The following is a 23509-nucleotide window of genomic DNA, read 5'->3' on the forward strand; positions in this document are numbered from 1 at the left end:
CTCAGATCTAAGCCGGGCAACGCAATGCCGAGGCCAAGGCGCTGGCCTCAGTTCTAGCTAACTCCGTTCAATCCCACTTAGCAAGGATGCTTACTATTTGGTTTTCGTGCCGTCTGCCGGCCGGCAAGCGGGTTCCGTCCCGCGCTCAGCGGTATTTCCGGTGTAGGTCCTCCTTTACCGAGGCCCGGGGTGCGGCGTCGGCAATCCACGGCCCGGTGCCCTCGGACTGGTCCAGCACACCGGCTTCGAGCCACTCGTAGTCTCCGGCGAGGACTTTGCGCGAGAGTTCACGGTCGCCGTCGTCGGTGTTGCGCCACAGCTGGTCGAAGTATTCGTCCACCCGGACGCGGGCCTGCTCGCAAAAGGCCTCGGCCAGCTCGAACGCGGTGGCGCCGCGCTCTGGAGCCGTGCGGAGCAGCATCTCCGCCCGGGAGCAGCACGCGGCCATGGCGAAGAGCTCGGCGCCGATGTCCACGATCCGTCCCAGGAACGCCTGCTTATGCTCCAGCTTGGCCTGCCAGCGCCCCATGCCGTAGAACGTCTGTCGGGCGAGCCGCCGCGAGGACCGTTCCACAAAGCGGAGCTGCTTGGCGAGCCGGCCGAACTCGCTGTAGGACCGCGGGTCCATGCCGGCGCCCGCCAGGAGTTTGGGCAGCCACTTCGCGTAGAAGCCGGACGCCCCGACGGCGGCCCTCGCCTTGTCCGAGAGGCTGGCGTCCACGGACGCCAGGTCCCCGGCGGCGGCCAGGTGGGCGTCCACGGCTTCACGGGCGATGAGCAGCTTCATGATCTCCGAGGATCCTTCAAAGATCCGGTTGATGCGCAGGTCGCGCAGCTGCTGCTCCGCGGGGACGGCGCGCTCGCCGCGGGCCTCCAGCGAATCGGCGGTTTCGAAGCCGCGGCCGCCACGGATCTGCACGAGTTCGTCGGCAATCTGGCAGCTGCGTTCGGTGGACCACAGCTTCGCCAGGGCGGCCTCGATCCGCACATCCTTTTGGCCGGCATCGGCCAGTTCAGCGGACAGTTCAAACACCGCGTCGAGGGCGAAGGCGGTGGCGGCGATGTAGGCAATTTTCTTGCTGACGGCCTCGTGCTGTCCCACCGGGCGGCCCCACTGGGTGCGGGCGTTGGACCATTCCCGGGCAATCTTCAGGCTCCACCGGCCCGACGCAACACACAGTGCGGGGATGGAGAGGCGGCCCGTGTTGAGGGTTGTCAGCGCGATTTTCAGGCCCTGGCCCTCGCGGCCCAGCCTGTTGGCCGCCGGAACCCTGACCCGGTGGAAGCGGGTGACGCCGTTCTCGATGCCGCGCAGGCCCATGAAGGCATTCCTGTTTTCCACCGTGATGCCCGGCGTGTCCATCTCCACGACGAAGGCGGTGATGCCGCCTTTGTGGACGGTTCCGTCGGCGTCGGTGTGCCGCGGCACCACGGCCATTACCACCACAAGTTCCGCGATCACTCCGTTGGTGGTCCAAAGTTTCACGCCGTCCAAAACGTATGCCTCGCCGTCGTCCGTGGGCACGGCGGTGCTGCCCATCCTGGCGGGGTCGCTGCCGACGTCGGGCTCGGTGAGGAGGAAGGCGGTAATGGCGCCGCCCGCGCATCGCGGCAGGTATTCCTGCTTCTGTTCAGCGGTGCCGAACACCTTTACCGGCTCGGGCACGCCGATGGACTGGTGGGCGGACAGCAGCGCGCCGAGGCTGGGGTGCACCGAACCCAGCAGCGCGAGGGCGCGGCCGTAATACACCAGCGACAGCCCCAGGCCGCCGTACTCCAGCGGGATCTTCATGCCGAACACGCCGAGGTCGGCCAGGCCCCTGAGGTATTCGTCCGGGACTTTGGCCTCACGCTCGATCAGCCTGCCGGACATGGTCCGGCAGAGCTCCGTGAGACGCTCCATGAAGGCTTCGCCGCGCTCCACGTCATCGGCCTTGGCCGCGGGCCAGGGATGGATGAGGCTGAGGTCGAAGCTGCCGAGGTACAGGCCTTTGGCAAAGCTCGGCCGCTCCCAGGCGGTCTCGCGGGCCGCCTCGGCGACGGCGCGGGCGTCCTCCGCGGAGGCGCCGGCGCCGATCTTCTCGGCGGCCACCGGCGTTTCGGAGGCCGGGCTGTCGATAGTCGGGATGGTGCCGTGACCCGTTGTTTCTGCGGGGGCGGGCTGGCCTTCGGTGGCGGGACTCTCAGTGGCGGAGCTCACGGGGCATCTCCTCTAACCGGTGACCGGCTTGAGCCCTGGGTCCGCCGCGGGTGGAGAACCCTTCAGCTGTCCCTCAATGCTACCCGCGGGTAAGTACCGGTGCTAGGGGAGGGCTGGCCCTGAAAATCTCCGGGCAGCTCCACGGTGGAGGCATGGTGCACCAGCCGGTCCCACAAATGGTTGATGCCGTGGACCAGCCCGAGCAGGGTGCCGGCGACGATCAGCCAGGCCAGCCGCCCCACCCCCACCAGGACCAACGCGGCACATGCCGCCGCCGCCACGAACAGGACCAGCACCATGGCAAAAACCAGCGTTCCTGTGAACACCAAGGTTGCCGTCTCCACTGCACTTAGGTCGAACTCCATGCTTCCCCCTGCGCCTTTGCTGCGGTTGGATCAGTAGCACGAGCTTAGGGCGGGCCGCCGGGTCCATCCACAGGCTGCATGGCGGGTCGCGCCTGTTGATACGGGATCGAAATCATACTGCTCCGTAGGTCACGGCTTTGTCTCAGCAACCCCACCAGCAACATGCCTGACGTTTTTCCCCCGTCAACGCGCGGTCAGCGGCAGCCCAATCGGGACGCTCGTTGGCCCAGGCCTGGCCCAGCGCACCCTCACGCCTTAGGTGAAAGGCCCTCTGCGTTAACCTTGTAGTTGGCAGTTTTCCGGTTTCCTCTGCCGAGACCATCCCCAACTCAGCTTAAGGAGAGTGTGTGCCCCGGTCAGCCACGTCCTCCGCTGACGCCATCAGCGCACGGCTCCGGGACCTCGAGCTCCTCACCAGGGGGCCCGCCTGGGCGCTCACGCGCTCCGCGCCCTGGGTGATCGCGGTGCTGCAGGCATCCTTCACCCGCACGCGGCCGCAGCTTCCGCTGGAAGAGTTCCATGCCGACGTCGATTCCTTCCTTGAGCAGCTCCGCCGCCAGGAGCCGGGGCTGGGTGGCAGCGCCAACGGCAAGTCCTTCGGTGACGAATGGACACGCAAGCAGTTCCTGACCCGGCGGAACCAGTCCGGACAGATCGTTTACGAAGTCACAGAACCGGCGGCCCGCGTGCTGGCGTTCCTGGACAGTCTTTCCAGTGAACGTTCCACCCTGAACGGATCCCGGCTGGGAACCCTGCTGGGTGACGTGGAGAAGCTGGCCAACGAGACCAACCCGGACCAGAGCGCCCGTCTGGAGTCGCTGGAAGAGGAGATCGAGGAGCGGCAGCAGCTCATCCAGGACATCAGTTCCGGCGATTTCGACGGGCTGCTGGATGACGACGAGGCCGTGGAAGCGGCGGGCAACATCCTGGACCTCGCGGCCAGCCTGCCCGCGGACTACAAGAAAATGCGTGACCGCATCGAGGAGCTCGTCGGCGGGCTGCGCAACCAGATCATTGAGGAATCGCTGAGCAAGGGCGCTACCATGGCGCAGGTGCTGGAGGCGGACAAGCGGCTGAGGCAGAGCCCCGAGGGCAGGACTTTCCGCTCCTTTGCCGCCTTCCTCGAGGACCCGCAGCAGCAGCTGCGCTTCCGCTCGGCGATCGGCGAGGTCCTGAGCCGGCAGTTCGCGGACGACCTTTCACCTGAGGACCGCGAAACACTGAAGAACCTCGTGGCCGAGCTCAGGCAGCAGCACAGCCAGATCCAGCGCATCTACGGCAAGCTCAGCGAGAGCCTGAACACCTACGTCCAGAGCGACGATTTCCGCCAGTCTGTCCGGCTCCGCAAGGTGCTGCGCGAGGCCGAACAGGCCATCCGTTCCCTGCCCTACGAACGCGAGCAGCCCGGCATGGTCCGCGGCCCGGTGCTGTTCAACGCAGGCTTCGAGTCCCTTGCCATGGTGAAGCTGTTCGATCCCGACGAGTTCGCGGCCCCGCCCAAGCTCGCCGACCCCATCGCGTTCAGCGACTCGGACCGCGTGCGCTCGCCGCGCACCGGCAAGGCCCGCCCCGAGGCCATCCGGGCAGCGCTTGCGGGTGCAGCGTCACTTTCCGAGGCGTGGGAGCAGCTCGCACCGGAGGAACGGCACATCAACTCCATCCGCGCGCTTCTCTCGCACGCCCTCCACGACGGCGCAGGCTTCCACCGCGAGGCCTGGGACGCCGTCGAGTTCAAACAGATCGACGGCACCACCCGCAAGGCTTTCCTGCCGGTGGTCACGCTCAAGAAGGATTCCGATGACTGAAGAGATTACGACGACGGAAACCCCGGTGGACGAGCACGCACCGGTGGTCGAGCCTGTCGAGCCCCAGGAGGCCGGGATTTCGACAAGCTCAATCAGCGGCGGAGTCACCCCGCGCGACACCTTCGTGGACGGCGCCGCGCTCTTCCCGGGCGACACCGGCGTGCTTTCCATGAAGGTGCGCCAAGCCCTCGTGAAGCTGCTGAAGGGCCCGTACGTGGATGGCGGCCGCGACGAGAAACTCTGGACAACCCTCCTCGACAACCAGCTGATCCTTCGCAGCCGGCTCTCCGAACTGTTCCTCACGCTCCAGCTGGACCATGAACGCAAGATTGCTGTGCTGCGCCCGGTGGACCCCGAAGCCATCGGCGGCAGCACCCGTTCGAGCATCCTTCGCCAGCAGCGTGCCCTGAGCCGGGTGGAAACAATCGTGCTGCTCCGCCTCAGACTCCTGCTGGACCGCCACGTCACGGCCCAAACCGATCCCACGATCACCCGCGAGGAAATCGCCGAGCTCGTGGCGCACTACCAGCCGGCCGGCCAGCAGGACGCCCTCCGCGACTCAGACGTGGTCAACCGGGCAATCACCAAGCTCCTGGCCCGCCAACTCCTGCTCACCACAGGCCTGGATGACGTCTACACAATCTCCAACGCCCTCCCGCTGGCCCTCCCCTTCGAAAACATCGGAGACATCCCGGCCCAGATCGAAGCCCTGGTCGCAGCCACTGCCGACCCCACAGGTACGGAAGCGCTGATAGAGCTCGACGACAGTACGCTGGTTGGGCCTGCCGAAACTGACGATGACACTGACGAAGTGGAGGCGGCCAAGTGAGCATCGCAACCATGCTCCCGATGGGCGAGCTCACCAACCCCGGCCAGATGCGCCTCGCGCTGGTCCAAGTGGTCAACTGGGGGACGTTCCACGGAGCGCATACGATGCACGTGGACCGCAACGGCACACTGCTTACGGGCAACTCGGGCGTCGGCAAGTCAACGCTGTTCGACGCCATGCTCCGCGTGTTCGACGCCCGGCCGCGCTCCAACGAGGCTGCCGCCCAGCGCTCCGGCGGAGCTGTCGAGGACAAGAGGACCACGTTCACGTACATGCGCGGCAAGATGGGGGACAAAGCAGTAGGCGAGGGCTCGGCCAGTGCCTTCCAGCGCCCCGGTGCCACCTGGTCCGCCGTCGCCCTGACGTTCGACAACGCGGCCGGCACCAAGGTGACGGTGTCCGCCCTGTTCGACCTGCCGAAGAACGGTACGGAGTCGAGCGTCGGCCGGTACTACCTGATCGACAACGTGCCGCTGGACCTGCCCGCGATTGAGGACATCGCCGAGAAGCGCTTCACCAAGGCTGCGCTGGAAAGCATCTTCCCGGACGCGCAGATCTTTGATGTCCATAAGGCCTTCGCCGAGCGTTTCCGGCGCCTCCTGGGCATCAACTCTGACCAGGCGCTGCCGCTGCTCCGCGTGATCCAGGCCGGAAAAGGCCTGGGCGGGAGCGTCAACACCTTCTTCCGCGACCAGGTTCTGGATGCCCCGGCCACGCTGGCCGCGGCGGACGGCGTCGTTGAGGAATTCAGCAACCTCATGTCCATCCGGCAGCGGCTCGAGGACGTGCGCCAGCAGCGCGACCAGCTCGCCCCGGTTCCGGAGCTGAACAGGGAATACGCCCATTCGCTGCTGGACGCGAACCGGCTCCGGGAACTGGCAGGCGGGGAATTCGAGGCCTACCGGCAGCAGCTGGCCGTCGCGGTGCACGGGAAGACCCTGGCCCGCTTCAAGGCACTCGCGCAGGTAAAGGCCAAGGAGCTCGGGGCCGAACGTGCTGTCCGCGACGGCCTGGCCAAAGAGCTGCGCCAGCTCGAAGCCGACTACAACAACCAGGGCGGCAACGCCATCTCATCCATCGAGCAATCGCTCGAGAATGCCCGGGTGGGGCTCAAGCTACGCGAGCAGGTGGAGGAGGCCGCCCGCCAGGCGCTGGCCGACGCCGGCCTTCAGCTGCACTGGTCGGCCGAGGGCTGGGAGCAGGCCCACGAGCAGGCTGCCGCCCGCTCCGCCGAACTCAAGGATGATTCGGAGGCGTTGAAGGAGCTCCGTTTCGAGGCTTTTGATGGCCACGCCACCAGGAAGCGCGAGCTCGCCGCCGCCGAGCAGGAGCTCGTGTCGCTGAAGACGCGGAAGTCCCTGTTGCCGCCGTCGAGCATCGAAAACCGGGCCGCCATCGCGGCCGCGGCGGGCGTCCCCGAGGAGCTGATGCCCTTCGGGGGAGAGCTCATCGACCTTGCCGAGGGTGAGGAACAGTGGCGGCCGGCCGCCGAGCGCGCGCTCCGCAACCTGGCGACCACGCTGCTGGTTCCGGGCGAGCACTTCGCCGCCGTCACGCGGTACCTGAACGACCACACCGTCCGCGGTGCCCTCCGCGCAGTTGACGTGTCCAAGCCCCTTGCCGGCGGCGCGCTGGCTGTGGAGGACGTGTCCGACGGCGACCTGCTGACCAAGCTGGACATCCTCACCACCGGGTCCGTGGCCGACGCCGGGCAGTGGATCCGCGAACGCATCGCCCTCGACTTCGCCTACCCTTGCGTGGAAGACCCGGACGAACTGGCCCGGCTGGACCGGGGCCTGAGCCTGGGCGGCGTGGTCAAACGGAACCGGCACACCGTGGAAAAGGACGACCGATTCAACAGCCGCCAGGACTACGTCCTCGGCTTCGACAACGCCTCCAAGCTCGAACTGGTGGCCGGGCAGGTGGCGGACCTGCGGCAGGAACTCGCCAAGGCCGCGGAGCTTGCCCAGAGCAGGGAGGAATCGCACCAGGGCATGACCCGGCAGCTCGAGGCGCTGCGCCGGGTGGCCGAGGACCACCGCCCGTGGGACCAGGTCTCGGCAGCCGTTGCCACGGACGAACTCACCCGGATCGAGCAGCGGCTCAAGGACGCCCTCGCGGCCCAGGCCGACCTCGAACCGCTGCGCGCCAACATCGAGACGGCACGCCAGAAACACCAGTCCAGCACCGAGTCCGCCGCCGTGCTGCAGAGCGAATACAAGGCGCTGGACCACCAGCTCACCACCTCCGATTCGCTGCTGGAAGCCGCGCGGGCCCGCCTGAACCAGGCGCCGCCGTCGGACTCCACAGTCACCGCGCTGGAACCGTACTTCACCGGTTTTGGCGACGTTACGGAAATGCATGAGCTCGACAACCTCGCCGCCAGGGTCAAGACCCAGCTGCTGGGCGAGCTGCATGCGGCGGAATCGCGCGGGCAGGCCACGTCCGAGCGGCTCACGCGCCTTTTCGAGGGCTTCGTGCGCGAATGGGGCACCGCCATCTCCGCCGACCACGGCACGTCGATCGGCGCGGCCAGCGAGTTCGAAGCCCGCTACCATGCGATTGTCAGCGATGGACTGCCCGCGCAGGAGGCCGAGTTCCGGCAGTTTTTCAACCAGCGCACGCACGAATCGTTCAGCACGCTGCTGCATCTGTTGGACGAGGAGCGGCGCTCCATCACCAGCCGCATCCTGCCGCTGAACGGCATCCTGTCCGAGGTCAATTTCCACGAGGGCAGCTTCTTGGAACTGGACATCAAGCAGACGCTGCCGCCCACCGCGAAGCAGTTCAAGGACGCCATCCAGAACGCGCTGAAGACGCGGCATACGCGGCCCTCGCGCGCTGCGGGCGCGGCTGCTTCGGAAACGGACGACGACGCCGAGCTCACCAACCGTTACAAGTCGCTGGAAACTCTCGTGAAGCGGCTGGGGTCGCAGACGCCGGAGGACCGGCGCTGGCGCGCCGAGGTGCTGGACGTGCGCGGGCACTTGTTCATCCAGTGCAAGGAGCACCGCGAGGTGGACGTTCCTGCCGGAAAGAAAGGCGCCAAAGCGGGCACGAAGAACGAGGTGTTCATGCACGCGGACACCGGCTCCATGTCCGGCGGCGAGCGGCAGCGGTTCACGGCGTTCATCATGGCCGCGGCGCTGAGCTACCAGCTGGGCATCGCAGAGCAGGGCTTCACCACCTACGGCACCGTGATGATGGATGAGGCCTTCGTTTTGGCGTCCGAAGAGTTCGCCGGTGCGGGCATCAAGGCGCTGCATGAATTTGGTTTCCAGCTGCTCCTGGCCGCTCCGGAAAACGTCATCGACCTGTCGCGGCACCTTGGTTCCGTCACTGAAATCCTGCGCGACAAACGCACCAACCGCTCGGGCGTGCTGACGGCCCCGGTGATCGCGCCGAAACCCGGGTCCGGAGGGCAATGGCGGTCCGAAGCCAACCCCGTGGACATCGTGCTCCGCTGACCCCGTCCGGCGGCCCATCAGGACGCTCTCTCACTTCCTGCGGTGTTTTCCCGGACGCTCTCTCACCTTTCGCCCGGTCCATCCCGACGCTCTCTCACTTCCTGCGGGAATGCCGCGGACGCTCTCCCACTGGATGTGAGCGAGCGTCCGCGGCTGAGACGGCAGGATCTGATGGAGCGTCGGGCGCTAGCGTCCTTGAACCCGGTCCAGGAACAGCTCGGTCCTTGCCATCAGTCCATCGATCTGCCGAAGTACGACGGCGGCAGGGTCCGGGTTGATCTCGTTGACCGGTGGCTCCACGCGCACGTTGCCGCAGCACAGGAAGTCGGCGCAGATCAGCGTCCCGACGGTGTTGCCGTCCCTGCCGGATTGCCCGGCTCGTTTCGCGACCCACAACAGGACGTCGTCCTTCGAGAACACGTCGCGGCACAGCTCGCAGAGCACGGCACGGCTTTTCCTTGCTCCGCCTTCAGGCGCACGAAGCATAATCCCCGTGAGACCTCCGGTCCGAGGCAGGACCAGATAGCCGCGTAGCGGCATCTTGCCGTCCCGCCACCCGAGGAAGTCCAGCCTGTCCCAGTCCAGGGTGTCGAAGTCCCTGGGTAACGTCAGCTTGGCCGTCTCCGAGCGGCTTGCATTTACGAAGGACGAGCGGATCTGCTGCTGAGTAATTTTTTGCATGGTCATGAGCTTTCGAATTTGAATGGTCCCCCTCGGGGGCATGACGGTCCGTGTCAGCGGATCCGCGCACACTAAAGAAAGCCCGTTCTTGGGCATTGCTCGTCGGGACGGCTAAAGGCAGGTCCGGCGCGGGAAGGCTGGCGTTGCTGCAGAGGCCAAGCAAGCCATTGTGGCCGCCCCGCTTCCCACGGCTGCGATGACCTCAGTGGTCCTCAGCATGCTCATCCCCTCGTTCCCGGCCGATGCCCATCGCCTGTCGGCGGGCACCACTGGCCCCCCTCGCCATCCTCCCAAATCCGGGCCATCTCGGCAACGCGGGAGGTGAGAGAGCGTTGGGGGGAAGTGTGCGGGAGGTGAGAGAGCGTTGGGGGGAAGTGTGCGGGAGGTGAGAGAGCGTTGGGGGAGGGGGCGGACGGCTACGCGCGGGTTGCCGCGCAAGCGTCGATCTGGGCCTGGACGATCGCCCCGTAGTGGGCCACGAGATCGTCAAAGTCCCAGCCGTCGAACAGCCCGAGTGTCCGCACAGTCTCGCCGAAGCCGGTCATCAGGGCAGTCACTGTCGACGCGAAGCGGCGTTCCGGCGTCGTGTCCCCGATCAGCCCCGCGATGCTGCTGAGGTAACGCTCGCGCACTTCGGCCCGGGCCGCGCCGGGGTCGGGGGAGTCGTGGATGCTGAACGGGATCATGGCCCACGGCTCCTGCATGCCCCTCTCCCGCCGCATCAGCACACGGAACACGAGCGCACTGCCGAGTTCCGACGTCGGGACGTCCAGTTCCGCGAGCAGCGATTCGTCCGGCTGGACGGCGGCAAACAACTTGTCCTTGGACGCGAAAAGCTTCATCACCAGGGCAGCCGAGACGCCGGCCCCGGCGGCGATGTCCCGGACGGTCACTGCACGGTAGCCGCGCTCGCCGAACAGCCGGCCGGCCGCATCCAGGATGGCTTCATGGCTGGGGCTGCTCACGCGGAAGCCTGTTCCGTCAGTAGCGGGGCGGCAAGGTCCACGGTCACGGATCGGTTGTCGACGGCGAGCTTCCGCGCCATGGCCTGATGCGTCACGGGATGAAGCATGGTCACCACGTAGCGGCCTGCGACGGGCAGCGGAAGTGTGTACACGCCGTCGGCGTCCGTCAGGGTGGTGGCCACATGCTCGCCGCTGGCCTGAAGCAGGGTGACCACGGCGCCGGAAACACGTTCGCCGTCCAGGCTGGCCGTCCCGCTTAGTTCCAAGCGGTCCTGCAGCAGGAAGTTCTGCCGGAGGGTGCGGCCGTCGAACTCGAAGACTTCCGCCATCGGCGCCCACCCGGCGGCGTTCGCCACCATGAGGTACTTGCCTGCGCCCGGCAGCGCCACGGAATAGTTTCCGTCCGTGTCCACCCGGCTCCAGTCCACCGGCTCGCCGTCGGTCTGGAGGACGGTGACGACGGCGGGGGTCAGGGGGCGGTGGTCCGCCGCGAGGACGCGCCCCTGCACCACGAGTTCGGTAGCGGCCACGGCAGGCACCGCCGGGCGGTGCGCTGCCGCGGCCCGCGGGATGAAGAAGGCGGCGAGGACGGAGGCGGACGATGCCAGGGCTGCCATCCAGAACACGTCCTTGAACGCGTCGAACGAGGGCAGCCGCGTGGATCCGATGGTCACCGAGGTGAGGACAGCGGCGACGGCGGCACTTGAGGTCGATGTGCCGATCGAGCGCACCAGGCTGTTCAGGCCGTTGGCGGAGGCGGTCTCGGTAATGGGCACCGCGCCCATGATGAGGGTGGGCATGGCGGCGTAGGCGATGGCCGTGCCGACGCTCACCACGGTGGAGCCGATGATTACCGAGGCGATGGAGTCATAGAAGAAGACGCGTCCGACGTAGCCCACAATCATGACGGCTGCTCCGGCCATGAGGGCGGTTTTGCCGCCGAAGACCCGGATGATGCGGCCGGACACCGGCGCGAAGACAACCATGGCCAAGCCTGACGGCACCATGCACAGGCCGGCCGTGATGACGCTCAGCTGGAATCCGTATCCCGTGGCGCTGGGGAGCTGGAGCTGCTGCGTGGTCAGGAGCATGTTGGCGAACATGGCAAAACCGATCAGCAACGATGCCATGTTGGTCATGAGGACCGGTCGGCGTGCCGAGGTCCGCAGATCCACCATCGGCTGCGCCACTTTGAGTTCGTAGGGAACCCAGGCAGCGAGAAGAACCGCGGCCGCTAGGAACAGAAGCAGCACGGGTTCCGAACCCCAGCCCCACGAGCCGCCCTTCGAGATGGCCAGCAGCAGGGCGGCCAGCGCCCCGGACAGCACCATGGCGCCAGCGAAATCGAAACGGCCCGGCGTTCGGACCTTGGACTCGGGAACCACCAGCACCACGGCAAGGAGCAGCAGGGAGCCGGCCCCTGCGGCAACCCAGAAGATCGATTCCCAGCCGAGGCTCTCGTAGAGGACGCCGGCAAGAGGGAGCCCCATGGCGCTGCCGATGCCCAGGGTCGCGCTCATCAGTGCCACTGCCGAGCCCATCTTTTCCTTGGGCAGTTCGTCACGCATGATGCTGATGCCCACCGGGATCAGCGCGGACGAGAACCCCTGGAGGGCGCGGCCGATGATGAGCCACAGGAACGATCCCCCCAGTGCCGCCATCACCGAACCCGCCACCATGATCGCCAGGCACACCACCATCATCTTGCGCTTGCCGTACATGTCGGCGCTGCGGGACACGATGGGGGTGGCTACGGCGCTGGAGAGCAGGGTGGCGGTCACAAGCCAGGACGCGTCGTCTGCCGTGACGCCCAGGATCTTGGGGAAGTCCGGCAGCAGCGGCACCACGAGGGTCTGCATCAGGGCCACGACCGTACCGCTCAGTGCAAGGACTGCTGTGATGGCGGACGGGGACGGGGTGCGGGACAGTTGCCCGGCGGCGGTGGAACTCGGCATGGGGGAGCTTTCGAAAGAAGGATTTAGGTGAACGCCAGGGTGAACGAGCGTTTACTTCCTAACGAGTGAACCACTGTTCACCCCGTGGCGGCAAAGAACGGGCTCATGTTTTCCGTCACGATCACAATTACGTGACGCAAAGCTTTCCTAATTCTGCAGAGGGTAGGCTAGCCTTACTTAGGTTTGCTTCATAGACCTAAGGAGTTCCGTGGCTTCCCCTCTTTCTTCCGGCCAGTCGGCCGGCCGCAGCACATTCCCGGCCTGCGGCACCACCCGCCGCGCCCTGCTCAAAACAGCCGGCAAGGCGACCGCCATCCTGGCCGCCGCGGCACTGTCCCTCACGGCGTGCTCCACGGGGACCGGTGCCTCCGCTCCCGGGGCAGCCGCGTCTCAGTCCGCCAGTTCCCAGTTCCCGGTGACCATCAAGCACGCCTTCGGCCAGACCACCATCAAGACTCAGCCACAGCGGGTTGTCACGGTCTCCTGGGTCAACGACGACGTCGCCATCGCCCTCGGAGTGGTTCCGGTGGGCGTGCCCAAGAACGACTGGGGCGGCAATGGCAAGGGTTCCACGCCCTGGAAGGATGCCGCGCTCGAGACGCTCGGCGCCGGCTTCGGCACGGACAAGGCTCCGGTCCAGTTCTCCGAGGCAGACGGCATCAATTTCACCGAAATCGCCAAGCTCAATCCGGACGTCATCCTCGGCGCCTACTCCGGCCTGAGCGAAGAGGACTACCAGAAGCTCAGCCAGATCGCCCCGATGGTTGCCTACCCGGAGCTCGCCTACGGCACGTCCTGGCAGGAGTCCACCAGCATCATCGGCAAGGCCCTCGGCAAACAGACCGAGGCCGCCAAGCTGATCTCCGACACGGAAGCCACCATCAGAGACAAGGTGGCCGGGTACCCGCAGATCCAGGGCAAGTCCTACATCTACGGCAACCTCGAACCGGCCAAGGGCGACGGCGTCAACGTCTACACCGCCAACGACAACCGCCCGAGGTTCCTGTCCGCCATCGGCATGAAGCTCGCGCCCGTTGTGGAGGAGAAGTCGAAGGGCTCCAAGGAATTCTTCCTGCCCTGGTCCGCCGAAAAGGCCAATGAGCTGGAATCCGACATCTTCGTGACCTGGGTCCCTGACACCAAAGCCACCGAAGCCATCAAGGCAGACCCCCTGCTCGGCCAGATTCCGGCCATCAAGAGCGGTGCCCTCGTGGCCGACTCGGATAACACCCTGACGCTGTCCATTTCGGCTTCCTCGCCGCTGAGCCTGCCGTGGTCGCTCGACACCTTCCTGCCGCAGCTGGGCAAAGCCGCCGACGCGGTCAAGTAACGGGCCATGACACCAAGAACGACGACGGCGCCAGCCGGCACTGCCGCCATGGCACCTTCCAGCCCCATCACCGCGCGCGAACCGACGCTTGAGGCACCTGACGCCGCCGGAACAGGGCCCCAACTGTCCGTTCGCGCTGAAGGGCGGGGGAATGCTCAAGGCCAGCCGGCTGCCTGGCTGTTGGCCGCCGTCGTTGTTCTTGTTGCCGTCTGCGCTGCTTCACTGGCCGTGGGCGCCCGGGGGATGTCCCTGGAAACCGTCTGGCAGGCGCTGGTCCATTCCGATGCGGGGAACGGCGACCATGCGGTTGTCCAGGCACGGATCCCGCGAACCGTCCTCGGTCTGCTCGCGGGCGGGGCCCTGGGCCTCGCCGGTGCGGCCATGCAGGGTGTGGCCCGCAACCCGCTCGCGGACCCCGGCATCATCGGCGTCAACGCGGGCGCCGCCCTGGCCGTGGTCACCGGAATCTATGTCTTCGGCGTCTCTTCGTTGAGCGGGTATATCTGGTTCGCGTTCACCGGTGCCGCAGTGGCGGCCGTCGTCGTCTTTCTGATCGCGTCCATGGGCAGGGACGGCGCGACGCCGGTGAAGCTCGCCCTTGCGGGCGCGGCCCTGAGCGCCGGGCTGTATTCGCTCATGAACGTCATCCTCGTCTCGAGCCAGGACACGCTGGACCGGTTCCGGTTCTGGCAGGTGGGCGGGATAGCCGGCCGGGACTGGTCAGTGGTGCTGCCGGGTCTGCCTTTTCTCGCGGCGGGCGCGCTGATCGTGCTGTTCACCGGAAGGACCCTCAACAGCCTGGCCCTCGGCGACGACATCGCCCGCGGCCTGGGCCAGCGGGTGGGCCTGGCGCGCGGCATCACGGCGCTGGGCATCGTGCTGCTGTGCGGCTCTGCGACTGCCCTCGCCGGGCCGATCGGGTTTGTGGGCCTCGTGGTGCCGCATGCCGTCCGCTTTCTCGTCGGCCCGGATTACCGCTGGATCCTGCCGTTCTCGCTGGTGCTGGCTCCGGCATTGCTGCTCGTGTCCGATGTGGTGGGGCGCGTGGTCCTGCTTCCGGGCGAGGTCCCGGCGGGCATCATGACGGCCCTGGTGGGCGCGCCCGTGTTCGTCTGGCTGGTTCGCCGCGGCAAGGCGGCGGGCCTATGAGACCCGTGACTGCGCACCCTGCCCCAACCGACCAGCGCGAACGAATACTTAAGCCCCGCGCATCGTTCCCGAGCCCGAGCTTGCTGAACCGCACCGCGGTCCTGGCGCTCGCCGTCGTGTTTCTCTTCGCCGCGAGCATCCTGCTGGGCAGCTACACAGTCACCATCCCGGACTTCCTCACGATCCTCACCGCCCACTTCACCGCTGGAGACAAGATTCCGGGTGCCAGTTTTATCGTGATGGAGGCCAAGCTGCCGCGGGCGGTGACCGGCACCCTCGTCGGGATCGCGTTCGGGCTGTCCGGCGGCTTGTTCCAGACCATGCTCCGGAATCCGCTGGCCAGTCCGGACGTCATCGGCATCAGCTACGGCGCCAGTGCCGCCGCCGTCACCGCCATCGTCGTTTTCGGTGCGTCGGGGGCCGCCATTTCAGGCGCGGCCCTGGGCGGCGCCGTCGCAGTGGCGGCACTGATTTACGGCATCTCCCGCAGCGGCTCCATTGGAACAGGCGGCGGGGGCGGCAACCGCGGAAGCTCCGCCGGAAGCCGGCTCATCCTCGCGGGAGTCGGGATCGCCGCGGCACTCAGCGCCGTGGTCAGCTTCCTGCTGACGCGGACGGACATCCGCACCGCCGCCGACGCCCTCGTCTGGCTCAACGGTTCGCTCAATTCCGCCAGCTGGGACCGCGCCGGCGTCCTCATTGCGGCGTTCGTGGTCCTGGTTCCTACCGCCGCGCTGCTGGCCGCCCCGCTGCGGATTCTCGAACTGGGAGACGACGCCGCCGCCGGGCTCGGCATCCGCGTGGACCGGACCCGGCTGGGTCTGGTGCTCACCGCCGTCGCGCTCGCCGCAGTGGCGACCGCCGCGGCCGGGCCGGTGGCATTCGTCGCCTTCCTGGCCGGTCCCATCGGCCGCCGCCACGCCGGCAAGGCCAGCCTCCCGGCGTCGGCCCTTACCGGTGCCCTGATCGTCCTGGCCGCTGACTACTTTGCCGCCAACATCGCCCCGCTGCTGCTGGACGGCACCGTCCTGCCCGTCGGCGTGGTCACCGGCGCGCTCGGCGCGCCCTTCCTGTTGTGGCTTCTGGTCACTTCCAACCGAAAGGATGCCTGACATGGCCCGTCTCAAAGCCAGCAACCTGACCCTCCAGTACGACCAGCGCCGCGTCGTGGAAGGCCTCACGGCGGAGATCCCAGAGGGCAAGGTGACCATGATTGTGGGCGCCAACGCCTGCGGAAAATCCACTCTGCTGCGCGGACTCTCACGGCTGCTCAGGCCGGCCGGCGGCACCGTCACCCTCGACGGGAAGGACATCCACTCCCTTCCGGCGCGCGAACTTGCCCGCACGCTCGGCCTGCTCCCGCAGCACCCCACAGCGCCGGACGGCATCTCCGTCCGGGATCTGGTGCGCCGCGGCCGTTATCCGCACCAGGGCTTCTTCCGCAGCTGGTCGGAGAAGGACGACGCCGCGGTGCAGCGCGCGCTGGAAGCGACGGGAACGCAGGACCTCGCCGGGCGGAACGTCGACGAGCTGTCCGGCGGGCAGCGCCAGCGCGTGTGGATCGCCATGGCGCTCGCCCAGGAAACGGACGTTCTCCTGCTGGACGAACCCACGACCTACCTTGACCTTGCGCACCAGGTGGAGGTGCTGGATCTCGTCACCGACCTTAACCGGCAGCGCGGCACCACCGTGGCGATCGTGCTGCACGACCTGAACCTGGCGGCGCGCTACGCGGACCATGTCATTGCGCTGAAGGGCGGGCGCGTGGTGGCCGCGGGCCCTTCGGCCGAGGTGGTCACCGAGGCGCTTGTCCGCGGCGTGTTCGGACTGGACTCCCGGGTGGTGCCTGACCCCGTCTCCGGCACGCCGCTCGTGATTCCGCTGGGGAGGCACCACGCAGACCCAGAATCCCCGACCGCAACCTTGGAGATGGCCTCATGAAATCAGGACCCAGCCCCGAGCGCACACCGCTGGCGGTGCGCGCCGGAAGGAACAGTGCGGCCGCCAGGCAACAGCCCGCCACCGAACCCATGACGCTGGCCTTCAACGTCACCGTCTCCGCGGTCCAGGAACTCAGCCCCAACTTCCGGCGGGTGACTTTTGGCGGGTATTCCCTGCGGGACTTCGGCGTGCACGGGGACACCATGGACCTGCGGATCAAGCTCATGATTCCGTCCCTTGCCGACGACGGGATGCAGCATCCGCTGCCAACGTTCCGGATGGAGAACAGCAGTTGGTACCGGGAATGGCTGGCGATGGAAATCTCCACTCGCGGCTCCATGCGAACGTACACTGTCCGGCAGGCCCGGCTTGACGCCGTTTATCCGGAGATCGACGTCGACTTCGTGATGCACTTTGACGCCGACGGGAACGGCGGCCCTGCGGCGAACTGGGCGCTCAACGCCAAGCCGGGGGACGCCCTGACGCTGATCGGCCCGAACAACCGTGCCGCGCGTTGCGTCACGGCGGAAACCTACTCGGGCATCGAGTGGCGGCCCGGCCTGGCCCAGCGGGTACTCCTGGCCGGCGACGAGACCGCCGTTCCCGCCATCAGCGCCATCCTGGAAAACCTCCCCGGCTACATGACCGGTCACGCCTTCCTGGAAGTCCCTGAAGCCGGCGACTTTCTGGATCTCAGCACGGCAGCCGACGTCGAAATCACCTGGCTGGCCCGCGGCGCCCCGATCGGCCGCTCCCGCCCGCACGGGCAACTGCTTCAGGAAGCGGTCCGTTCTGCCGTGCAGCTGCCGGGCTGGGTGGGCGTGACGTTCCCTGACGCCGCGGCGGGCCCCGAGCCGGAAGACGTCAACGTGGACCGGGACATCCTGTGGGAAACACCGGCCCGCATGGATACCGCCGCGATCAGTGCCACCAAAAACCCGGGTCTGCCCTCCGGCGCCCTGCCGTTCTATGCGTGGCTGGCCGGTGAAGCGGCCGTCATCAAGGAGCTGCGCCGGTACCTGGTGCGCGACGTCGGGATCGACCGGAAGCAGGTCGCGTTCATGGGGTACTGGCGGCAGGGGAAGGCCGAGCTCTGAGCCTCTGGCGGTGCTTGGTCCGCCTCCGCCGCCGACTTGCCGTCGCTGTAGACACCTCGCCAACGCTCTCGCAGTTCCTGTCGCGTAACGGCCAACGCTCTCGCAGTTCCTGTCGCGTAACGGCCAACGCTCTCGCAGTTCCTGTCGTTGGCCGTTAACCCTGTCGTTTCTTTCGGTGACTAGGGTGCCGGGGTGGGTGTCTCTCCTTTGCTTCCGGATCATGATGGGCGGCGGGTGTTTGTCGCTTTGGGGGATTCCTTCACTGAGGGGGTCGGGGACCGGAACAAGCATCTGCCGAATGGGGTGCGCGGCTGGGCGGACCGGGTGGCGGAGAGGCTCGCCAAGGCGGAACCGGGCTGGGAGTACGCCAACCTCGCCATCAGGAGCAAGCGGCTGCGCCACATCATCGACGAACAGCTGGAAGCTGCGCTCGCCATGGAACCGACCCTCATCACGCTGTACGCCGGCGGGAACGACATCCTGGATTTCGGGACGGACATGGACGCGCTCATGGCGCAGTACGAAGCACTCGTGGCGAAACTCGCTGACACCGGCGCCACCCTGGTGCTCTTCACGGGTTTCGACATCAAGGTGTCCCCCCTGCTCGAGCCGCTGAAGAAGAGAAACGCCTCTTATAACCAACGGGTCAGGGAACTGGCAGCCCAATACGGGGCTGTGCTGGTGGACTACTGGTGCTTCGAGGCCTTCCACGACCGCCGGATGTGGGACACGGACCGGCTGCACATGTCCAAGGCCGGCCACAAGTACCTCGCGGCACAGGTCCTGGACCACCTCGGCGTGCCCCACAAGATCAGCCTCAAGGAGTGGGAGCCCCCGGTCAGGATGACGCTGCGCGACTGGGAGCGGCGGCAGCGGCTCTGGCTGAATGACTGGGTGCTGCCCCTGTTCGGGCGGAAACTCCGCGGCGTCACGCTGGGGGACAACCTCAGCCCGCGATGGCCCCGGCCGGTATTGGTTCCGCGCAAGCGCGGCCTGAGAAAACTCGTCGTCCCTGCGGCTCCTCCCGGACGTGGTGGCGAGCAGATACTTTGAGTGTAAACAGCTGTTGACTTGTGTGCAACATCACAGCTAGTGTTGCGGCACTGACAATCCGTCAATGCATCAAGCTTCAAGTCCGCCCAGCGTTGCGTGGACCGCTCGAAGGCGCGAACCGCCGTCGCCGGTAACCCGACGTGACAGCAGGATCCCAGCTCTTGCTTCCCCATTCACGCGGGCCTTCTTTCTGCGTGTTCCGGGCGAGCCACGCCACGAGAGGCATCACCGCCATGACTGACAGCAAATCCCTCCATTTCGACCGCCGGAAGCTCCTGAAGGCTGCGGCGCTGACACCGTTCGCCGGGCTGGCGCTGTCCGGTTGCGACGCCAAGCCGGCCCAAAGTGCGGCCGCGAACAAGACCGTGACGGTCACGTCCTACGGAGGCTCCTACAATGACCAGCTGACGCAGACCATCCTGGATCCGTTCTCCAAGAAGACGGGCATCCAGCCCACGCTGCTGGCCAATACCAGCCTTGCCGCGCTCAAGGCCCAGGTGCAGTCCGGCGACGTGCAGTGGGACCTCGTGGAAATCACCGCACCGGAGTATGAAACGGCCGTGGCCGAGGGACTCCTGGAAAAGTTCGACTACGACATCATCAGCGACAAAGGACTGCCCGGGTACGCCAAGGCTGAATACGGCATCAAGTACCTGAGCTTCCTGTTCGTCATGGCCTGGGACCAGAAGGTCATCCCGGACGCCAAGGCACCGAAGGACTGGGCGCAGTTCTTCGACCAGGACAAGTACAACACCAAGCGCTCCGTCTACAACCAGCTCTCCGACAGCTCGGTTCTGGAGGCGGCCCTTCTGGCCGACGGGGTTCCGTTCGACAAGATCTACCCCCTCGATGTGGACCGCGCCCTTCGCGTCCTCGGACACCATCCGGGCAAGGACAGGCTGCTCTACCACTCGGCGAACCAGGAGCCGATCCAGCAGCTCACGTCCGGAGAGGTCTCACTTTCCACAAGCTTCAACAACCGCATCAACGCCGCCCGCACGGACGGTGCGAAGCTGAACTTCTCACCCGAGAATGCGGTCCTCGCCGGAGACTACTTTGTGGTCCCCAAGGGCGCCAAGAACAAGGAAGCGGCGTTCCAGCTCATGAACTTCATGTCAAACGACGCCGAAGCAGGTGCCGCATTCGACAAGGTGACCAACCTGACCCTGGCCAACACGCCGGCCCTGTCCAAGCTGCCGAAGGCAGTTGCGGACACGCTGCCCACGAGCCCGCGGTTGGCCGACAAGATCCTCGTGCGTGATGACAAGTGGTGGTCTCAGAACCTGAAGAAGACCGAGCAGCAGTTCAAGCTGTGGCAGGCCAGCTGACATGACTGCCGCAACTCTGCAGACGGCTCTGGAGCAGGGCCGCCACGCGCCGGGGGAGGGAAGGCCGAAGGGCCGGCGCCGGCTCAGCGGCTGGTGGCTGCTGCTTGCACCGATCCTGGCCTTCGACGTCGTCCTCTTCCTGACGCCGCTGGGAAAGCTGGTGGCCTCAAGCTTTGCCGACAACGCCTACCAGCGGGTGCTCGAGGATCCTCTGGTGCTTCGCTCGCTCGTCAACACCTTGAGCATCAGCCTGGCTTCCACGATCGTGACAGTGGTGCTGGGATACGTGATCGCACTCGTGCTGTGGCGTGCCGGCACCGTCACCCGGGTGATCCTGTTCGCCGTCGTTCTTCTGCCGTTCTGGACCGGCATTCTGGTGAAAAACTTCGCCTGGGCGGTGCTGCTGCAGGACAACGGCATCGTCAACGTGTTCCTTCAAGGCATCGGGCTCACCCATGCGCCGATCGAACTGCTGCATAACCGGTTCGCCGTCATCATCGGCATGGTCCACTGCCTCCTTCCGTACGCCGTGTTTCCGATCTTCTCCTCCCTGACCGCCATCGACGACCGGCTGGGCCTGGCCGCCCGGTCGCTGGGTGCGCGGGAAGGATCGGTGTTCCGGCGGATCACCCTGCCGCTCTCCGCTCCCGGCATCTCGGCGGCGGGGTTGTTGGTGTTCATCATCAGCACCGGCTTCTTCATCACGCCCGTCGTCATGGGCGGACCGGGCGACATGATGATCGCCAACCAGATCGATTACTACGCCCGCCAGCTCACGGACTTCTCGGGCGCCGCGGCACTTGCCGTCGTGCTGACGGTGATGGTGAGCATCATGGTGGCCGTGTATCAGCGCGTTCTCAAGGCAGGAGGCCAACATGAAGACAACTAATCCGCAGCACCGCCTGCTGGCGCTGCTCTCCGTCCCCGTGTTTCTGTTTCTGGTGATTCCGACGGCGATCGTGGTGCCGGTGGCGCTGAATGACAGCCGCTACATCACTTTTCCGCCGGAAGGATTCTCCCTGGCGGCCGTCGCCGGCTTCTTCGCGGACAAGGCATGGACCTCGGCACTGACTGCCAGCCTGCAATCGGCGGGAATCGCCGTCGTCATCGGAGTGCTCCTTGGCTCCACGGCGGCCATCGGCCTGCACGGCCGGAAATTCCCCGGCAGATCGGCTGTGATGGGACTGATCCTGGCTCCCATGATCGTACCCACAGTGGTACTGGCACTCGCCTTCTACCAGTTCTTCATCTCGATCGGGATGGTGGGCAGCATCATCCCGATCGGCCTGGCCCACGCCGTGATTGCCACCCCGTACGTGTATCTGACGACCCGCGCGGCCCTGGCGGGCCTCAACCCGGCCCTGGTGAGGTCAGCGCAGAGCCTCGGCGCGGGACCGTTGTCCGTATTAAGGCACGTATACCTTCCGATCATCCTGCCGGGCCTGATCTCCGGGGCCTTGTTTGCCTTCTCGGTCTCGATCGACGAGACCGTGATGTCACTGTTCATGCAGTCCCCGGGGGCCACCACGCTTCCGGTCAAGATGTTCACCGACATCCAGTTCAACCTGACCCCGAAGATCGCTGTTTCATCTGCGCTTCTGGTCAGCGTCGCCACAATAGGGCTCCTCCTTCAGGTCTTGTTTGTCCTCAGGCGCCGATCCACCGCACGGATGCTGCCGCTGGCAGTGTCGGCCCAAACGTAAAGGAATGCCGATGACCACATCAGTGATCTCCGCAGAATCAATTGCCGGCACCGGGAGCGCGTCCCGTGGTGCCATTGAACTCCGCAACGTCAGCAAGAACTATGGCGACGTTGTGGCCGTGGACCGGCTGGACCTCGTGGTTCAGCCGGGCGAATTCGTCACGCTGCTCGGGCCAAGCGGGTCCGGCAAAACAACCACCATGATGATGGTTGCCGGCTTCGAAGAACACACCGCAGGATCGGTGCTCATCGATGGCCAGCCGGTGGACACACTGCCCCCGCGGGAGCGCAACCTGGGCGTCGTGTTCCAGAACTACGCACTGTTCCCGCACATGAGCGCGCTCGAAAACGTGGAATTTGCGCTCCGGATGCGCAAAATCCCCAAGGAAGAGCGCCGCCAGCGCGCAGAAGAGGCCCTTGAGCGCGTGGGCCTCGGAAAAATGGGCGGCCGCAAGCCCCGCCAGCTGTCAGGAGGCCAGCAACAGCGCGTCGCGTTGGCCCGCGCGCTGGTCTTCAACCCGGCCGCGCTGCTCCTGGACGAGCCTATGGCAGCCCTGGACAAACGGCTCCGCGAGCAGATGCAGGAGGAAATCAAGACCTTGCAAAAGAGCCTCGGCATCTCGGTGCTGTTCGTCACCCACGACCAGGACGAGGCCATGGCCATGTCCGACAGGATCGTGGTGATGAAGGACGGCAAGATCGTCCAGTCAGGACCGCCGGAGGAGGTCTACAACCAGCCCTTGACGGACTGGGTGGCCAGTTTCCTCGGCGACACCAACCTCATTCCGTGCACCGTGCTGGAACGCGACGGTTCAGAGGCCTTGGTGGATCTTGGCGGCCTCGGTACAGCGCGGGTCGCAGACCGCGGAGCGAGCGGCGAAAACTACGCCGTCTCCATCCGGCCGGAGCACCTCAAATTCCGCCCGGAGGGCGCTGGCGGCAACGGTGGCGAAGCAACACTGGTGTCCTCCACCAACCTCGGGGCCACGGTCCGCCACCGTCTGACGGCGGGCGGCCTCGATCTTCAGCTGCGCGAGCTCAGCGCGGACTCGGCCTGCAGGCCCGAGCCCGGCGGCCAGGTATTCGTGGGATGGGACCCGGGGCGCGCCCAGCTCCTGGTCTTGGAGTCCTAGCCCGGCCCGCCCAGGGCTGAACCAGCCGAGTTGTGGGCCACACCCTGCCCGATGGTGCCCCGGACAGCGCGTCCGGGGCCCAAACGTGGGTTAATTCCGCGGCGCTGGCTCATCCAGGAGGTTTTCGAACCCCGGGGCCACCCTGTCCGCGGCGAATTCCATGACTTCGAACTCGGCCACGCCGTTGACGTAGAAAGGGTCTTTGGCCAGAGAGTCGTCCAGTGTCACCCGGTCAGCCTTCGACAGCAGGAGACCGCCCGTGCGCGGGACCTTCCTGCCGGCGGCCAGGAACACGCCCTGGTCAAAGGCGTCCTTGAGCCAGGCCACGTGGGCGTCCAGGTGGTAGTCGACGATGTCTTGGGCGACCTTGTAAGTGAGGGAAACTACGTACATGTCCGCCAGCCTACCGCCACCCACTACTGGAGAACCCTGGCTGTGACAGCCGCCGGCGCCCGCCTTCAGCCGCCGGCGCCGCGGCCCGCCGCAACGGCCCCGGCTTGAACTGTCAA

At 66.4% G+C, this 23509-nt stretch carries 19 protein-coding genes; 13 read left to right on the forward strand and 6 right to left on the reverse strand.

Annotated elements, in window-relative coordinates; genetic code table 11:
• Positions 1 to 145: 145 nt before the first annotated feature.
• A complete protein-coding gene (locus AC1D14_RS19515; protein WP_476882331.1) occupies positions 146 to 2200 on the reverse strand; it encodes an acyl-CoA dehydrogenase family protein in 2055 nt (684 codons plus the stop codon).
• 62 nt (positions 2201 to 2262) lie between these two features.
• Complete coding sequence (locus tag AC1D14_RS19520; protein ID WP_230120282.1) at positions 2263 to 2565, reverse strand: hypothetical protein; 303 nt, start codon at positions 2563 to 2565, stop codon at positions 2263 to 2265.
• A gap of 347 nt (positions 2566 to 2912) precedes the next feature.
• Here AC1D14_RS19520 and AC1D14_RS19525 point away from each other — a divergent pair, with 347 nt between their 5' ends.
• Genes AC1D14_RS19525 through AC1D14_RS19535 form a run of 3 tightly spaced genes read left to right on the forward strand, consistent with a single transcriptional unit; the run spans position 2913 to position 8666 of the window.
• Positions 2913 to 4370 (forward strand): DUF3375 family protein, encoded by a 1458-nt coding sequence (locus AC1D14_RS19525; RefSeq protein ID WP_476882330.1) that lies wholly within the window; start codon positions 2913 to 2915, stop codon positions 4368 to 4370.
• On the forward strand, positions 4363 to 5199 hold the full coding sequence (locus AC1D14_RS19530) for a DUF4194 domain-containing protein (RefSeq protein WP_476969038.1): 837 nt from the start codon (positions 4363 to 4365) through the stop codon (positions 5197 to 5199). The genes AC1D14_RS19525 and AC1D14_RS19530 overlap by 8 nt, the downstream gene beginning before the upstream one ends.
• Positions 5196 to 8666, forward strand: a complete 3471-nt coding sequence (locus AC1D14_RS19535) for an ATP-binding protein (protein ID WP_476969039.1) — start codon at positions 5196 to 5198, stop codon at positions 8664 to 8666. The genes AC1D14_RS19530 and AC1D14_RS19535 overlap by 4 nt, the downstream gene beginning before the upstream one ends.
• A gap of 186 nt (positions 8667 to 8852) precedes the next feature.
• On the opposite strand, the gene AC1D14_RS19540 is transcribed toward AC1D14_RS19535, so the two are convergent.
• The 3 genes from AC1D14_RS19540 to AC1D14_RS19550 form a co-directional block, all read right to left on the reverse strand.
• Positions 8853 to 9347 carry an FBP domain-containing protein gene (locus AC1D14_RS19540; RefSeq protein WP_476969040.1) on the reverse strand — a complete coding sequence of 165 codons (495 nt, stop codon included), beginning with the start codon at positions 9345 to 9347 and terminating at the stop codon, positions 8853 to 8855.
• 416 nt (positions 9348 to 9763) lie between these two features.
• Positions 9764 to 10312 (reverse strand): TetR/AcrR family transcriptional regulator, encoded by a 549-nt coding sequence (locus AC1D14_RS19545; RefSeq protein WP_230121207.1) that lies wholly within the window; start codon positions 10310 to 10312, stop codon positions 9764 to 9766.
• On the reverse strand, positions 10309 to 12267 hold the full coding sequence (locus tag AC1D14_RS19550) for an MFS transporter (RefSeq protein ID WP_230121206.1): 1959 nt from the start codon (positions 12265 to 12267) through the stop codon (positions 10309 to 10311). Before AC1D14_RS19550 ends, AC1D14_RS19545 begins: the two co-directional genes overlap by 4 nt.
• A 208-nt stretch (positions 12268 to 12475) precedes the next feature.
• Between AC1D14_RS19550 and AC1D14_RS19555 the strand changes: the two genes are divergently transcribed.
• The 10 genes from AC1D14_RS19555 (at position 12476) to AC1D14_RS19600 (ending at position 23000) form a co-directional block, all read left to right on the forward strand.
• Positions 12476 to 13597 carry an iron-siderophore ABC transporter substrate-binding protein gene (locus tag AC1D14_RS19555; RefSeq protein WP_476882327.1) on the forward strand — a complete coding sequence of 374 codons (1122 nt, stop codon included), beginning with the start codon at positions 12476 to 12478 and terminating at the stop codon, positions 13595 to 13597.
• A 48-nt stretch (positions 13598 to 13645) separates the two neighbouring features.
• On the forward strand, positions 13646 to 14746 hold the full coding sequence (locus tag AC1D14_RS19560; protein ID WP_476882347.1) for a FecCD family ABC transporter permease: 1101 nt from the start codon (positions 13646 to 13648) through the stop codon (positions 14744 to 14746).
• Complete coding sequence (locus AC1D14_RS19565; RefSeq protein ID WP_476882326.1) at positions 14743 to 15858, forward strand: FecCD family ABC transporter permease; 1116 nt, start codon at positions 14743 to 14745, stop codon at positions 15856 to 15858. The genes AC1D14_RS19560 and AC1D14_RS19565 overlap by 4 nt, the downstream gene beginning before the upstream one ends.
• 1 nt (position 15859) lies before the next feature.
• On the forward strand, positions 15860 to 16687 hold the full coding sequence (locus tag AC1D14_RS19570) for an ABC transporter ATP-binding protein (RefSeq protein ID WP_230121203.1): 828 nt from the start codon (positions 15860 to 15862) through the stop codon (positions 16685 to 16687).
• Between the two features lie 89 nt (positions 16688 to 16776).
• A complete protein-coding gene (locus AC1D14_RS19575) occupies positions 16777 to 17784 on the forward strand; it encodes a siderophore-interacting protein (RefSeq protein WP_476969041.1) in 1008 nt (335 codons plus the stop codon).
• Positions 17785 to 18018: 234 nt separating this feature from the next.
• Positions 18019 to 18837 (forward strand): SGNH/GDSL hydrolase family protein, encoded by an 819-nt coding sequence (locus AC1D14_RS19580; RefSeq protein ID WP_476882325.1) that lies wholly within the window; start codon positions 18019 to 18021, stop codon positions 18835 to 18837.
• Between the two features lie 233 nt (positions 18838 to 19070).
• A complete protein-coding gene (locus tag AC1D14_RS19585; protein ID WP_230121201.1) occupies positions 19071 to 20165 on the forward strand; it encodes an extracellular solute-binding protein in 1095 nt (364 codons plus the stop codon).
• 1 nt (position 20166) lies between these two features.
• A complete protein-coding gene (locus AC1D14_RS19590; protein WP_230121200.1) occupies positions 20167 to 21054 on the forward strand; it encodes an ABC transporter permease in 888 nt (295 codons plus the stop codon).
• Positions 21041 to 21868 (forward strand): ABC transporter permease, encoded by an 828-nt coding sequence (locus AC1D14_RS19595; protein WP_230121199.1) that lies wholly within the window; start codon positions 21041 to 21043, stop codon positions 21866 to 21868. Before AC1D14_RS19590 ends, AC1D14_RS19595 begins: the two co-directional genes overlap by 14 nt.
• A 10-nt stretch (positions 21869 to 21878) precedes the next feature.
• On the forward strand, positions 21879 to 23000 hold the full coding sequence (locus AC1D14_RS19600; RefSeq protein ID WP_230121198.1) for an ABC transporter ATP-binding protein: 1122 nt from the start codon (positions 21879 to 21881) through the stop codon (positions 22998 to 23000).
• Positions 23001 to 23090: 90 nt separating this feature from the next.
• Here AC1D14_RS19600 and AC1D14_RS19605 read toward each other — a convergent pair whose 3' ends face one another.
• Positions 23091 to 23393, reverse strand: coding sequence for a YciI family protein (locus tag AC1D14_RS19605; RefSeq protein ID WP_230121196.1), 303 nt, complete (start codon positions 23391 to 23393; stop codon positions 23091 to 23093).
• Positions 23394 to 23509: the final 116 nt, after the last annotated feature.

The organism is Arthrobacter sp. P1_B11, assembly GCF_056406715.1.